The sequence below is a fragment of the Streptomyces sp. NPDC014889 genome, assembly GCF_043081205.1.
Classification (GTDB): Bacteria; Actinomycetota; Actinomycetes; order Streptomycetales; family Streptomycetaceae; genus Streptomyces.
On record NZ_JBIBWH010000005.1, the window covers coordinates 94,956 to 110,478 of the forward strand.

Genomic DNA, 15,523 nt, shown 5'->3' on the forward strand with positions numbered 1-15,523 from the left:
CGGACGGGCCCCACCCGCGGGGGCACGGCCCGCGGCTCCCGCACCCGCGTACTGGTCGCACACCCTGTGCGGCCCCGCTCACCACCACCCGCGACCTGGAAGGCCACCGTGACGATCACCGAGCACACAGAGCTGATCCGTCGCTTCGCCGACGACTTCACCGCCCTGCAGGAGGCCGTCCTCGCCCGCATGAACGGGATCTGCGCTCCGGAGAGCGCCGCGGCCCTGGAACACGCCTCGCTCGCCGGTCCCATCACCGTCGTTCTCGCCCACGCCGATGTCCTCGCCCGCGGGGCCGTCCGGCGTGCGGAACTCTCGGTGCAGCCCCCTGAGCGGCTGCGACGGCTGCGAGCGCACGCGCGCAGGGTGCGACGGGCCCGCTCGCAGGCGGAGGCCGTGTACAAGGAGCAGCGTGCCCGCCGCCTCACCGGCCGCTTTCGGCCGGTGGACACGCTGGAGCTGAGGGTGGCGCGCAGGGTGTCCCCGGCGGCCTTCGCCGAGGCCCTGCGGCAGGAACTCCGCGACAGGGGACTGCCGGACGGCACGCCGCAGGCGCCGGAGAGCGGCCTCGCCCGGTGGGCCTGGGACCGGACGGCAGGCGGCGAACTGCCGGCGCCGGTGCGTGAACTGCGGGACTGCGACGACGACGCCTTCGTCCAGGCCCTTCTGCGCGATGCCCGGGAGGAAGAGAACCCGTACCTCCCGCACGACGCGGTGGTCGAACGCTGGAGCCGCCATGCCCGTGCCGCGCTGGCCTGGGGCCGCTACGCGATCGGCCAGGCCGAACGGGGCGCACTCGCCCGCTCTCTCTCCGTACGGCGCACCCGACTTGACGCTCTGGACGACGCGTACCAGGACACAGCGGTTCTCGCTGCCCGCGCACGTGAAGCCCTGCTCCGGGTCACGGAGCTCCACGACCGGATGCGGGCCTGCGCGACCACAGAGCCCTTCGCGGGGCTCATGGCGCAGTGTCGCGTCGCGGCTCTGGCTCGCTTCGCCGACGCCGAACCCGAGTTGTGGCACAGCGTGCGTGAGCTGACTGTGCGGCACCAGGCGCACTGCTCCGAACAGGCCGACGGCTGCCCGCGCTGTCACGGTGCCCTCCTCGCCGCCGCCCATCCCGCCGACACGGGCGAGGACGGCGACGGTGAACATCCGGCAGCAACGGTTCCGGCCGACGTGGACCGCTACGCCCTGCTCGCCGACCTTCCTGACACCGCCGTCGTGGCCGTCGCCGACGCCGCCGTCGGTGACGAGTCCGCACTGTGCGGCTACGGCTGGGCTGCCGAGGACGGGACCACCGGATACGGCGACTCGCTGGCCTCGAGCAGTGGTGAAGCCGAAGTCATCGGTATCTGCGCGGCCGCCCTCAGTCTCCTCGAGCACCACGAGGAGGCACTCGTGGTCCTCCTGTGCGACAGCACCGAGGCGGTCGACGCCGTCGACACGGCCCTGTGCTCCGCCGACCCGACAGCCGCCCACCGCACCCTCCTCTTCCCGGAGAGCCGGCAGCTGATGGACCACCTGTTGCGCCACCGCCACCGCGTCCAGGTCCGCTGGCTGAAAGGCCACATCGGACACGACCTCAACGAAACCGCCGACGCCTTCGCCCGTCTCGCCCTCCGCCGCGCCAACGGCCGAATTCCTTCCTCCGCCGCGCGGAAGGAGGAGGGGCGGATCCTGCGCTCGCTCGGCTCCGGGGCCGGCCCCCTCTCGGTCGCTGCCTGATCGGGACGGTCGAGAAGTATCGCGCGTTCTTCGGCAGGAGCCGCAGATGAGGACGGGGGCCGCCGCGTCGAAGCATGCGGCGTAGAAGGCGTCGCTCCCGAGAAGATCGGAGGGGAGGGACAGCAGTCATTAGCAGAGCAGTTGGTAATCCCCTGGCTCGCACACATCACCTTCACAGGTAGCCTTTGGTTGCAGGGAACCTGCAGTTGATGTCCGGCTTCCGGCTCACTGTGCAGGCACTGCGACGGGCCGCTTGTGAAAACTTGGTGGGGGATGAGTGGATACGCCTTCGCTTGCCGCGCGGGGTTAAGTCGCGGCGGGCGGTGACGTTCGAGGGCTTCCGGGCCGAGGGGGTCGACGCGCCGGGGGGTGTTGGGCAGCGGCCCGTTGTCCGAGGCGGGCTCGGGTGACGCGGAAGACCGTTCCATGCCCCGGGGCTTTCACGAACAGGGCATCAGAACCTCTCTTTTGGGGACAGAGTGGACCATTCTTATCAGGCGTGGCAGGAAGTGCTGGCCGAGGAGTTCTTCGGACGGCAGCACGCCGGCCACCCGACGCTGTTCTACGTGGACGACGACGTGCAGCAGGAACTCAAGCACGGATACGGCTTGGAGGAGCCCCTCGCCCAGTGCGTGGGCAAGTTCCTGCGGCTGGGGACCGCGGAACCGTACAGCGCGCTGGAGGACTACCGCTGGCGCAAGCGGCAGCAGGACAGGGACGGCGTGCCCGCCTTCCTGCCGCTGCTCGCCTGCTCGGTGATGGCCGCGTCCCGGATGGTGAATGACCGGAACCACCGGGCCACCGCCTACCACGCCCGCTTCTCCGAGCTGCTGACCGGCCACGAGAAGCAACTGGTCAGCCACCACTACGAGCCCGTCTCCCGCATGTGGCAGGTGCTGGCCTCCTGGCAGCACAGCCAGAAGGGCGCGCGGGGCCTCTGCACCATTCCCGCCCCCACCGACCTGCCCTCAAACCGCAGCATGATCGGGTTCGCCCAGTCCCAGGCGCTCCTCAGCGGCGCGGACCGGTCCTTCATGCCGAAGTTCTTCCGGTCGTTGCGGGAACACGGCACGACCTGGCCCCTGCCGGGGGAGACGCTGCTGGCCCAGATCGAGATCCGGGGCATGGAGCAGCACTTCTCCAAGGGCTTCCGCAACGCCCTGCAGGAGGAGGAGTTCCGCCCCTTCCTCGCCAGGTTGATCGGCAACTACGCCGCTTCCTGGGACGGTTCGGACGAGCTGGTGCCCACCGGTGTCACCCGGGCCGAGCTCCTGGTGCGGCTGGACGCGGGGCGTCTCAGCTGGGTGGCGCGCCTGCGGTCCGCGGAGCAGAAGAAGCGCATCGAGCTCGAGGACGGCGTCCTCCTCGAGCAGCTCGGCGACACCGCCTACTACGAGGTGACGGGCCTGCCCGCCCCGAGCGCGCACACCCTCGCGAGGGGCATCCGCCGCGACGGGGACACCCTGGTGCTCAGCCGCCCTTCCTGCTCCGTCCTGGTCCTCGCACGGGACGACGTGCTCGGCGTCTGGGCCGGCACCGACGGCTTCCGCCCGGGAGGGGCACACGTGGTGCTCGCCGCCCCGACCGCTCAGCGGGACGTGCAGCGGCTGCTGGACAAGGCCGCGACCACGGGCCGGAGTGCCGACACCAGCAAGCTGGCCTGGGTACCGCAGGGCTGGTCCCTGCACAAGCCCGTCACCTTCGACGACGCGGTCACCCTGCGCCGGGCGCTCCAGGAAGTCCAGGGCGCGGTCGGCCTCCTGCAGCCCCCGGCCCAGTTCAAGCTGCGTCTCGAGGGCGGACTGAAGCTCGCACCCTCGCTCGATTCCCACTTGTATCTGCGGGGAGGCGAACCCCAGGTGGTCCTCCCGGACGCCACGGAGGGCACGGGCACCCTCCTGGTCGACGGAAAGGAGCGGCCCGAGCTCAGGAAGGCGGCCGCCGCGGGCCGCCCCGTCCCCCTGGCCGTGCTCCGGCTGGAGCCGGGCCGCCACACGGTGAGCTACGCAGGCGTCGAGATCGGCTTCGCCACCGCGGACCAGACCGTCGTCGAGCCGAAGGTGACCAAGGTCTGCGGCTTCACCGTCGTGGACGGCAAGGCCTCGGTGTCGCCCTCCCTCCTCGTCGAGCAGGCCCTGCCGACCGGCATCACCGGCGCCGACTGCACGAGCGCCACCACCCAGGACGCGGCAGCCGTCATGGAGCTGTGCCGTCGAGACGCGGAAGAGGTGTTGTTCGCGGCGGCCGACGGACGGCTGTGGACGTTGGAGGCCCCGGAGCAACCGGACTGGTGGACGGACCATCTCCCCGACACCCCCGCCCCGCTCCGCTTCGAGACAGACTTCCACGGCATCGGCGGCTGGCTCCTGGAGCGCCGGAGCGGACGCTGGAGGGGCCGCCCGGTGAACCCTGGAACGCCGAAGCTGAAGGGCGCCGGCAACCCGCGGGCATGGGCCCGCGCCGTCCTCAACGCCCAGCAGGCGTCCGTCGAGCCCTCGTGGGCCGCGTACGTGCAGGCAGCGAAGGAGCTGGACCGATGAGCACCAACGAGTTCGCTGGGATCCTCCTGCGCTGGCTGAGCGAGAGCCGCAGCGGCAAGGCGTCCGCCCTGCGCGGCGGGGTCTGCAGCCAGGCCCAGGCGTGGGGCATGGAGTTGAAGGAGTACGCCGACTGGGACTGGATGCGCAAGGCCGCCGCCCTCGGCTTCATCGACGTGGACCTGCGTGCCGACCGCTGGTCGGTGGCCCCGCCGGTGCTGACCCGGTTGCCCCACACCGACGGCCTCGCGTTGCTGACCGGTGCGCGTACCGCGCGGATCAGCATGCGCGTCAAGGAGGCGGCCCAGGAGTGGATGGAACTGATCACCGTCCCTCACCGACCGGAGGCCGGTCAGGCCCCGCTGCCCGACACCCTCCTGTTCCAGTACGAGGACCCGCGGACCCTGCAGGAAGCAGCGGAGTTCCTCGGGGCCCGCTACGCTCCCTGCGCCGCCCTCCAGTTGATGGAGTTGCTTCCGCAGGCGGCGCCGGGCCCCGAGTCCGCGCCGCCCGGTGGGAGCACCGCCGACACGCTGGAGAAGTACGAGCTGCGCCTCCAGCGGTTCGTCCCCGTGGCAAGGGACGACGAGGACGGCCTGTACCGGTGGCGCGGAGCCGACTACGCACGCCTGACCCGCGTACGCCGCAACGGCGTCTTCCATGCGGTGGAACGCGAGACGGGCGTCTACCTGGAGCTCGCCCGCCACCGCACCGGCGCGATGCGCTGGCGGCCGGAATCTGGCAAGGGCCGTGCCGGCATGGGCCGACTCCTCGTCGACCGGTACGCGCCCCTGCCCGCCCTGCACGAGCGCGCGGCCGTCCTGTGCAGCGGCTTCCCGCCCTCGGTGGGCAAGCAGACGCAGACCCGTGCGTACGCCAACGTGTCGAGGGCGCTCGCCGAGGCCATCGCGGCCTCGCTGCAGCAGAACCTGGAGACCATGCCGCGACCAGTGGCGGTCACCGGCGGGAGGACCAAATGAGCGGCGAACAGCAGACAGCGGCGGTGACGAACACCGATGTCCAAGACGTCATGGGCACTTTCGACGACCTGCGCAGCGCGCTCTTCCGCTACTACGACACCCCGTTCGGCGTCGACGACCGTTCCGTCATGGAGGAGCGGCGCAACCTCCTGGACCGGGACAACGGGGCCTGGCGCGACCCGCTGATCGAGCTGCGCCCGCAGTACGCCTCCCGGGGCGTCAGCATCGCGGAGTCCTTCGCCGAAGCAGGGGCGCACCCCGACGCGGCCGAATTCGCCCGCTTCACGCTTCCCGGCGGCGTGACCAGTCTCTACCAGCATCAGCACGACGCCCTGGTCGCCGCCTGCGAGGGCAAGGACTTCGTGGTCACCGCGGGCACCGGTTCCGGCAAGACGGAGTCCTTCCTGCTGCCGGTCCTCGCCGACCTGGTCGACGAGTCCGCCCACTGGCAGGGCACCCGTGCGGTGCAGCGGGAATGGTGGCAGGGAGACGGCGACTACGTGCCCAGCCGGCAGAGCGAGCACGGGCACCCCGCCGCCGTGCGCGTGCTGATCCTCTATCCCACCAACGCCCTCGCCGACGACCAGCTGGTCCGGCTCCGGAAGTCGCTGGACAGCCGCGAGGCCCACGCATGGCTGGACCGGAAGCGCAACGGACACCGCTTCTACTTCGGCCGCTACACCGGAGCCACCCCCGTCTCCGGCAGCCGCGACTCCGAGCCGGCGAACTTCCGTCTCCGGCAGTACCTGCGGGAGGTCCAGGAAAGGCAGCGCAAGGCCGACGAGAAGCTCGACGAGGAGCTGCGGCCCTTCATCCCGCGCCTCGGCGAAGCGGAGATGCACGCCCGCTGGGACATGCAGGCCGCGCCGCCGGACATCATGGTCACCAACTACTCGATGCTGAACATCATGCTGCTCCGCAAGCAGGAGGAGCACATCTTCAGCGCCACGAGGAAGTGGCTGGAGGAGACCCCCGGCGCCCGCCTCACCCTGATCCTCGACGAGCTTCACATGTACCGCGGCACGGCCGGCACCGAGGTGGCCTACCTGCTACGCAACCTCCGCCACCGCCTCGGCGTCGACAAGAACCCCGAGAAGCTGCGTGTGCTCGCCGCCTCCGCCTCCCTGGAGGCCGGCCGGGACGACGAGTTCCTCGACGGGTTCTTCGCCCTGCCCGCCTCCCGGCGCGTGATCATCCCCGGAAAGGCGAAGGAGATCCACGGCGAGGGCGACCTGGCCGTACACACCGAACGCCTCGCGCAGGCGGCGAAGGCCCCCGTCACCCAGGACGAAGCCGTCGCCCTGGCCCGGGAGACCGGCCTCGGCCCGGCGCTCCAGCGCGCACTCACTCCAGGCGGCAAGCCTCGTGCTCTGCCCGCCCCCGAACTGGCGACGAACCTCTTCCCGGACGTCCCCGAGGAACAGCGCCAGGACGCTCTCCACGGCGTTCTGCGCCTGCTCGGCTCCTCCCAGGATCCCGAACTTCCCCAGCTTCGCGCGCACTTCTTCTTCCGGAACATCGAGGGCGTCTGGGCCTGCTCAGACCCGAACTGCCCCCACATCCCCGTGGAGCACGGCCCCGAACGCCGGGTCGGCCGGCTCTTCGCCGAACCCACCTCCCGCTGCACCTGCGGCGCCCGCGTACTGGAGCTCCTCTCCTGCCAGGCCTGCGGCGACCTCATGCTCGGCGGGTACGCGAGCCCCAAGGACACCCAGCGGCGCAAGTTCACCGGTGCCCTCCACACCGACTTCCCGGACCTGGATCTGCTCCCCGACGAGGCCAGTGGCGCGCCTACGGCGGCGAACTACGTCGTGTACTGGCCGCGCACCAAGGGCCTCGGCCTGGACGACCGCGGCTGGAACGCGGGCCTGTCCGACGGTGGGCCGCAGGTCGGGTTCGAGTTCCGCCGCAGCGCCTACCAGCCCGCCACCGGCCGCCTGGAGAACCGGGACGTCCAGCACACCGGATGGTCGTTCCACATCTCCGTGCCCCTGGACAAGGAGAGCAAGAAGCCGGCCCACGACCCGGCCCGGCTGCAGGCCTTCCCCACCCGCTGCCCCGCCTGCGGCGACGACTGGGAGATCAAGTACGACAGGGACGGCCGTTTCATCCCGCTGGAATCCCCCGACCGGCTGCGCAACGCGCCGGTCCGGCGGATGCGCACCGGTTTCTACAAGATCAACCAGGTGCTGGTGACCGAAGCCCTCGGCCACCTTCCCGACGGCCGACGCAAGGCGATCGCCTTCTCCGACAGCCGTGACGACGCCTCCGAGCTCGCCAGCGGTCTTGCTCTCCGTCACCACCAGGACCTTCTCCGCCTGCTCAGCGCCCGGGCCGTCGAGAGCCAGGGGGACCCGTTCGGAGACCTTCAGCTGCTGAAGGCCCACTACGCCGGGGAGCCGGTCGATCGTGCGGGTGCCCGTACCGCCATGGAACGCCTGCGGGACCGCAACCCGGCGGACTGGGGGCGCCTGAAGGCGATCCTCGCGGACGACCTCGACGCGAAACCGGAACTCCTGCCCGACCTGGAGCGGAAGTTCTCCGAACTGCCCTCCCTGGACGACCTCGCCTCCGACCTCGAAGGCATGCTGCTGACGTACGGCACCAACCCCGCCGGTCCCGCAGCCTCGCTCCAGCAGACCTCGGCCGGACAGCCCTGGACCGCGCTCTACAACTGGAAGCGGGACCGGGAAGCGGTGGTGGACACCCAGGCACAGGAGGAACTGCTCAACCGCATCCGCTCCCGCCTCCGCCTCGAGACCATCGGAAGCCTCTTCTCCGGCGGCGGCCGTGACTTCGAATCGCTCGGACTCGGCTGGCTCTGCCTGCGCGACGACCGCTCACCCCTGGAGACCGGCCCGGACAGCGATCAGGCCGTGGCGCGTGCCAGCCTGCGGATTCTCGGCTTGATGCGGCGCTTCACCCGGATACGTGCCTCTCTGCAGAGGCCGCCCGCGCCTCTGAAGCGTTTCTGGAAGGGGGTCGCCGAACGCCAGGGCACCGATGTGCAGACGATCGAGGACCGGGTGCTCGGCGTCTGGAAGGACGCCGTCGTCGACTACGTCATCAAGCCGGAGAAGGTGGCGCTGCGCCCCGGCGAGAACAAGACCTGGACGTGCCGCTCCTGCCACCGGCCGCACCTTCACCCGGGCGCGCGACTGTGCACCAAGTGCCTGACCCCGCTGCCCGCCGTGCCCCAGCAGTACAGCGGAGTCCTCGAAGACGACTACTACGCGTGGAAGGCCGCCCACCGTACCGGTGACTTCCCCCTGCGCACCGCGGAGCTGACCGGCCAGACGGACCGGCTGGAGGCCCAGCGTCGGCAGAGCCTCTTCCAGGACGTCTTCCTCGGCGACAACGACGTCCCGCAGGCGGACGGCCTGGAACTGCTCTCCGTGACCACGACCATGGAGGCCGGTGTCGACATCGGCCCCCTCAACACCGTGATCATGGCCAACATGCCGCCCACCCGCTTCAACTACCAGCAGCGGGTGGGGCGCGCGGGCCGACGCAACAGCCCGGTTGCCGTGGCCCTCACCGTCTGCCGTGGCCGCAGTCACGACGAGCACTACTTCGCCCGCCCGGAAGCCATCACCAACGACCCGACGCCGCCGCCCTACCTGGTCCTCGGCATGGTCTCCGTCTTCCGGCGGGTCCTGCTGGGAGAGGTCCTGCGCCAGGCCTTCGAGCCCCTGCAGCCGGAGGGCCGCCGGAAGGGGCCGGACATGACGACCAACGTCCACGGACAGTTCGGCCTCGCCGCCGACTGGCCGACGCATCGCGGTGCCGTCCGCCGCTGGACCGCCGAGCACCTGGACCGTATCAAGGCCGCTGCCGCCGCCCTCCGGGCCGCGACACCGGAGAACATCACCGCCATCGATCCGGTGGCCGCCATCGACGAACTCCTCGGCCAGGTCGACGAGGTGGCAGCCAGAACGGTCGGCCACTCCGACCTCAGCCAGCGTCTGGCAGAAGCGGGTCTCCTGCCCATGTTCGGCTTCCCGACCCGCTCCCGCCTCCTCTACCGGAGCATCCCGCAGAAGACCTTCCCCTGGCCGCCGGCCGACTCCGTCAACCGCGACCTGGCCGTCGCCCTAAGCAAGTTCGCACCGGGCAGCGAGACCCCGCAGGATGGCCGTCTGCTCCGCTCCAGGGGAGTGGTCTCCCTCGTCCCGAGCGGTCGCGGAGTGCAGGCCGCCGAGGACCCGTTCGGACCGGAACAGTTGGTCGCCATGTGCCGGATCTGCTCCCACGTGGACCCGCAGGCCGTCGTCGACCCGGAAACCGGGAGCGCCGGCGCCTGCCCCGCCTGCGGCGCGGAGAGCAAGTACTACAAGGCTGTCCCCTTCCGGGAGCCCGCAGGCTTCCGGGCTGCCCACGAAGCACGGGACTACGACGGCTACCGGGAGCTCGGCTCCAACGCCACCAGCGCACGGACCGCCACCGACCTGGAGAAGACCGCCCCGCGCATCCACCGTGCCGCCGACGACTGGATGGTCGTCCACACCGGCAGCGGCGACCGCTACATCGTCAACACCAACGCCGGAAAGCTCTTCCGGTTCGTCAAGAACACCGGCCCGTGGCGCGGATACGTCGCTCTGGACCACCCCAAGGCGGAAGCTGACCTGGAGATCGCCCTCGGCGCCACCCAGCACACCGACATGCTCTTCATTGGAGCCAAGGGCGCCCTCGACACGATCCGGGGCCTGCGCTTCGACATCTCGAAGTCCCAGCAGATCGACGGCTTCCCCGAGGCCTACCACGGCCGGCGCGCCGCCTGGTACTCGCTGGCGGCCCTGCTGCGCCGTGCCGCCGCCCCGCACCTGGACGTGCAGCCGGAGGAACTCCTCAGCGGCATCCACGGCTCGGACGCTCCGGTGGCCGCTCCCGTCATGGCCTACCTGGCGGACAGCCTCGACAACGGCGCAGGCTTCAGCACCTACCTCGGTTCGGAGGAACACATCGAGGAGTTCCTCCAGGCGGTCGACCGGTACGTGCACGACCTGGAGACCGACCATCATGCGCAGAACTGCCGCAGCTCCTGCTACGCCTGCCTGCGCGACTACTCCAACATGCGCCTCCACCCGCTGTACGACTGGCGGCTCGCCCGCGACCTGACCGACGCCCTGCGCGGCCGGAAACTGCGGATCGACCCGGACGAACACGCCGTCCTGCTGAAGGGTTGGGCGGACGAGGAGCCCGCCGTCAGCCTGAAGGAGACCGCCGCCGGACCCGTGGCGCTCTTCACCTCGGACTTCACCGGCGAGCCCGTCGCGCTCGCCGTCAAGCATCCGCTGGAGTCCGCCACCGACGAGTGCGGGAACGAACGGCTCCAGGCCCTGCGTCACGAGGTCCGTGCTGGAGGCATCACCACCAGGATCGCCTTCGCCGACTCCTACAGCCTGGACCGGACCCCTGCCGCGGTGATCGAGCAGGTGCACATCTTCGCGGAGGAGCTCTGATGACGGCAGAAGTCCCGCTGGGAGCGGGCCAGGACGAGCAGGGCCGCCTGGAGGAGCTGCGGCAGCGCGAGATCGCCCGCCGCCTCGCCCTCCGCCAGGCCCGCACCCAGAGCCGGACCGTTGGGAAAACTCTGCAGGTCGCGGAAGCCGCCGGCGGCCCTGCTCCGGTCGTTCCGTCGCAGAAGCAGCCGGAGTCGAAACCGGTCACGCTCCAACCGGTCCCCGAAGGATTCGCCGACCGGGAGGCCTGGGAACGTGCCCGCTCCTTCGCCGAACTCATGCTGCCCGACGCCTTGAAGACGGATACCGGGACGCCTTCCTCGCAGACGCTGGCGCGGGCCGCGGCCGATGAGGCATCCCGGCAGGACGACCCGGTCTCAGGCGTCTCCCTGCTCGTCATGGCACAGGACCACGGGCTGGACGTCTTCAACGGCCGACTCTACGACCGCGCCCGCGCCCTGCTGGAGGACAAGCCGCTGCCGCTCCTGGGGGAACCGGGCAGCATGTGGCAGATCTATCAGGACGATCGTCGCCTGATGGAGACCAACCTGCCGGCCCCTCGGCAGAGGGCACTCCTGGCGAAGCTTCCCCGGCCGCTTCTCGACGACTACATCGACGAGGAGTGGATCGGCGCGGTCCCCGAGCGCGACGGCACCTCCCGCGCCGCCTACCTCCGCGCCCGCCTGGACCCGGCGTCCCTCACCGACGAGGAGATGGACCTGTTGGCCTGGCCCCTGGAACGCGAGCGCCGGGAGGCAGGCCCGGGAACGGAACCCGGCCGTGACTGGCCGCAGGACTGGCGCCTGCTGGTGAGGCTGCAGGCCAACGACGCCAAGGCCGTCGCCGAGGAGTGGACCGACCTCCTGCCGCCGACGCAGAAGCTCCTCGACGCGCTGCGCGAGGTGCGGCGGACAGGAGAGGTCCCTGAGGACCTCGTCGCCGAGGAGCGGCTGTGGGTTCTCCTGGAGCGGATCCACCCCAGCGTGCGCAGCGCGAGCAACAAGAAGTTCAACGGCTGGATCGGCGTGCGGACCCTGATCAGGGCCGTGCGGCAGATGCACCGTGCCCTCCTTCGCGGCGACGGCGAGACGGCGGAGCAGCGGAGGAAGGCGGCGCTCACCATGGCAGCGAGGCTCCGGCACCACTCGCAGCCGGTGCGCTGGGAGGCCCAAAACATCCAGGCCTACCTGCGCGCCGGCCAGGAGATGACGGAGTCCCTCAAACTCCTGGAGCAGGACGCCGAAGGCCGCCCCCCGGTGCAGGACCAGCTCGGCGGAGGTGCCGTGGCCACGCTGCGGAAGAATCGGAGCTTCCTGGAGGACCGGCCCCTCGGAGAACGTGACCAGCCCCTCAACCCCTATATGGTGCTCGGCGTGCCCGACGGGGCGGACGACTGGAAGAAGGGCTGGCGAGCCCTGAGAAAAGAGCTCGACGACAGCGGCCGCGTCCGGATCAACCGGGCCAAGGACATGATCGAGAAGACCGAGCGCGAGCAGCAGGAAGTACTCCGGTTCGCCGTCCCGCTCGTCCCGCACCGCTGGAAGGACCCCACCGGCACGAGCCACCGGCTGGAACTCCCGCCCGAGCCTCTGCAGAGGCTCACCGGGCCGCCCACGGACAGCGACCGCGCGTGGTCCCGCAGGAAGGCGGCCCGAGAAATAATCACCAGGGCGACAGAACGCCTTTCCCCGGCTGCCGAAGACACCGCAGCCCTTGAAGACCCAGAGAGCAGCACATCGTGAGCAACGGAGCCGGTAAAGGCGACAGTGGTTCTGGCCCCCACAAGGGATCCCGAGAGAAACGCGGGCGTGGGCCGAACAACGGAAGTGTGCGGAAACGCGGTGAGCGCAGGGCGGCTGAAACTGCGCCCTGGCGGTTCACCGAAAGCCTCTTGCCCGAGTTCACTCCGGGGACCCTGGACGCCGCCGCGATCCTGAAGTCGGTCAACGAGACGCTCCTGCCCGTGGTGGAGAAGGAGTTGGAGGCGGCGACGGAGGAACTGGGCGCGGCCCTGGCCGACAAGGAAACTGAGGCCGATCTGGTCTCGGCCCTCCGGGCCGAGCTGATGCGCCGAGTGCTTCCCCAGTTCACCGAAGCAGTACGCAAGGGTGTGCTGGAGAGTATCCGCACGCGCCAGATGCACCTGGCCCAACTGGCCGTCCTGCACCGGCAGGCGCTGGACGCGAAGAGCTTGAAAGCGGTGCTGACCCGCCTCGACCACGAGGCGGCGAAGGCCGGCCTGCAGATCGTTGGTGACACTGGCGATCAGTTGCTGTTCAACGTCGTGGATGACCAGCCAGGTGTGACGAAAAGAGGCCCGGTCACCTACGAAGTCGTCGCGCCGGCCTATGTCGACAAGGAGTCCGGGAAGCTTGTCGAACGCGGCTGGCTGCGGGCAATCGCGGAGGCACCGTTCCCCAAGCCCTCGCCCGAGCCCAGCAAGATGAAACCGGGGCAGAAACGCAGGGCGAACCATGCAGAAGTGGATAAGAAGAAGCCGGAGAAGGATGCTCCTGTACAGCAGGAGAGGAAGAAGTCACACCGGGGTCAGGAATCTGAAAAGCAGCAGCACAGAGGCGATGGGCGGCGAAACGGCGGTTCACGTCCCCGCTCTGGAGGTAACTGGGGCCGCAGGATGAAGCAAAGGGGAACGCAATGACTTTCGGTATCGACTTCGGCACGAGCAACTCCGTGGTGGCCCACTGGAACGGGCACACCACCGAGGTGTTGCCGGTCGACGGCGACAGCGTGCCGGCCCAGTGGCGGATGTCGGAGTTCGAGCAGCTCTTCCCCTCCGTGCTGTCCGTCCGCGACGTGCAGCGCACACTCTGCTTCGGCTGGGAGGCGAAGACCGGCACCAGTGAGCCGCTCGATGCCGTGAAGCGCATGCTCGGCACCCGCTCCGGTGCCGAGAAGGACGGCGACATCGACGGTCTCGAGGCCGCCGTCCAGCTCGAGGAGCACCACGTCTGGGTCGGCTCGGAGAAGTTCCACAGCACGGTCGCGGCCGCCGCCCTCTTCAGCCGCATGAAGGAAGGTGTCTCCGCCCAGCTGCTCGACCTCTCCGATGCGGTCGTCACCGTCCCCGCCAAGGCGACGGGCGGCGCCCGCTACCGCACCCGTGCCGCGGCAGCGCTCGGCGGAGTGAAGGTCCGGGCCCTGCTCAACGAGCCCACCGCGGCTGCGATCTCGTACGTCCGCGACGTCCCGATTCCCGGCCGTTTCCTCGTCTTCGACTGGGGCGGCGGCACCATCGACGTCACCGTCCTTGAATACGACGACGGCCTCTTCGAGGAGCAGACCTCCCGCGGTATCACCGCCCTCGGAGGCATGGAGTTCGACAACGCGCTGGCCCAGCTGATCCAGCAGAAGATCGGCCTGACCGCGGACCTGCTCACCAAGGCCGAACGACGCCGGTGGCGACGGTCAGTCGAGCTGACGAAGATCGCCTTGTCCTCCGTGCCGGTGGACGGAGCGCTCTTCTTCGACCTCCCGGTCGGCCTCGCCCCCTCGATATCGAAGCGCGAGGTCAGGATCTCCGCGGCCGAGTACACCGAGGCGATCGCCCCGCTCATCACCCGTGCCCTGGAGCCGATCCAGCAGGCGCTGGAAGACCTGGCCATCACCCCGGACGACATCGACTCGGTTCTGATGATCGGCGGAACCTCGCAGATCCCCCAGGTGCGTCACGCCGTGGGCGAGCTGCTCGGCCACGACCGCATCGTCGACAGCGGCCTGTGCCGGCCCATGACCGCCGTCGCCCGAGGCGCGGCCATCTATGCGGCCTCTCTCGACAGCGAACTCGGCGACGACAGCGACTTCTCCCTGGTGACCAGTTACGACCTGGGAACGGCCGTGAGCGCGGGCGAACAGAAGGGCTTCCGCGCCATCATCCGACGCAACGCCACGCTCCCCGCAGAGGGTTCGGCCAACTTCTACCCGGACACGCCGGGCGCTTCCTTCGTGCGCGTGCCGGTGATCGAGGGCGAGGTCGGCTACCCGGCCGACAGCGACCGTGCCTTCCCCCTGGCCAACATCGAGGTGAATCTCCCGACCCGCGAACAGGACACCCGCCGGAACAAGATCGAGATCAAGTTCCGCTACAACGAGAGCGGCATCCTGCGCTTCACCGCCACCCACGCGGAGACCGGCGTGGTGCTCGCCGAGCGTGAGATCGACTCCTTCGGCCCCGACGGCACCCCACTGCAGCACGGCCTCGACGATGAACTGACCCGCCTCTTGGCCCACACCGTCCGCCCGTTCGCCAACGGCTCCCCCAACGTCCGACACCTCTCGGCAGCCGAAACGGCCAACGCCCGACCCGCACCGATCAACATGTCCGTGCGCGTGGTGGAGGCCGACCCTGCTGTAACGGTCAACGGCGAGCCGCAGGGAGTGGTGACGGGGGGACTTTGACCGACCGCTGGACTCTGTTGCGTAATTCCCAGGTGCGCCAATGGCTCGCTCCACTGCTGCGGCAGGAAGGCGACCGATAGACACCGTCCACCCCATCTGCGCAGTTGGCGCGAATAGCGCAGCAGAGTCGCCCTGGGTTGTCGCCGGCGGCGGTGCCCGAGATCGTCCAGAACCCAGAGAATGGTCGGCGCCACCGAAGTGCGCATCCTCACCAGGGAGCAAGACCTCCTGGATGACCACAACGGCGCCCAGTGCGATTGCCGGACTTGATGAACCGCTCTGGGTCTTTCGAAGGCTCCGGTCGGTGATCGGTTCCGGTGCATCCTCCCGCCCCGAGAGTCCGCGGTCCAACGCAACCGCGCACTCTCGGGGCGGCGCGCTCCGGCAGGCGAGCGCACGG

7 protein-coding genes are annotated in these 15,523 nt (G+C 70.0%); all 7 read left to right on the plus strand.

Annotated elements, in window-relative coordinates:
• Window positions 1-108 precede the first annotated feature (108 nt).
• The 7 genes from ACF09J_RS11540 (at window position 109) to ACF09J_RS11570 (ending at window position 15,123) form a co-directional block, all read left to right on the plus strand.
• On the plus strand, window positions 109-1,728 hold the full coding sequence (locus tag ACF09J_RS11540; protein WP_392305191.1) for an RNase H family protein: 1,620 nt from the start codon (window positions 109-111) through the stop codon (window positions 1,726-1,728).
• A 479-nt stretch (window positions 1,729-2,207) separates the two neighbouring features.
• Window positions 2,208-4,268, plus strand: a complete 2,061-nt coding sequence (locus tag ACF09J_RS11545) for a hypothetical protein (protein ID WP_392305192.1) — start codon at window positions 2,208-2,210, stop codon at window positions 4,266-4,268.
• On the plus strand, window positions 4,265-5,245 hold the full coding sequence (locus tag ACF09J_RS11550) for a hypothetical protein (protein ID WP_392305193.1): 981 nt from the start codon (window positions 4,265-4,267) through the stop codon (window positions 5,243-5,245). The genes ACF09J_RS11545 and ACF09J_RS11550 overlap by 4 nt, the downstream gene beginning before the upstream one ends.
• Window positions 5,242-10,707, plus strand: a complete 5,466-nt coding sequence (locus ACF09J_RS11555) for a DEAD/DEAH box helicase (protein ID WP_392305194.1) — start codon at window positions 5,242-5,244, stop codon at window positions 10,705-10,707. Before ACF09J_RS11550 ends, ACF09J_RS11555 begins: the two co-directional genes overlap by 4 nt.
• Window positions 10,707-12,449: a hypothetical protein gene (locus tag ACF09J_RS11560; protein WP_392305195.1), complete on the plus strand. Its 1,743-nt coding sequence runs from the start codon at window positions 10,707-10,709 to the stop codon at window positions 12,447-12,449. Before ACF09J_RS11555 ends, ACF09J_RS11560 begins: the two co-directional genes overlap by 1 nt.
• A gap of 149 nt (window positions 12,450-12,598) precedes the next feature.
• Window positions 12,599-13,366 carry a hypothetical protein gene (locus tag ACF09J_RS11565; protein WP_392305196.1) on the plus strand — a complete coding sequence of 256 codons (768 nt, stop codon included), beginning with the start codon at window positions 12,599-12,601 and terminating at the stop codon, window positions 13,364-13,366.
• Window positions 13,363-15,123, plus strand: a complete 1,761-nt coding sequence (locus ACF09J_RS11570; RefSeq protein ID WP_392305197.1) for an Hsp70 family protein — start codon at window positions 13,363-13,365, stop codon at window positions 15,121-15,123. The genes ACF09J_RS11565 and ACF09J_RS11570 overlap by 4 nt, the downstream gene beginning before the upstream one ends.
• Window positions 15,124-15,523: the final 400 nt, after the last annotated feature.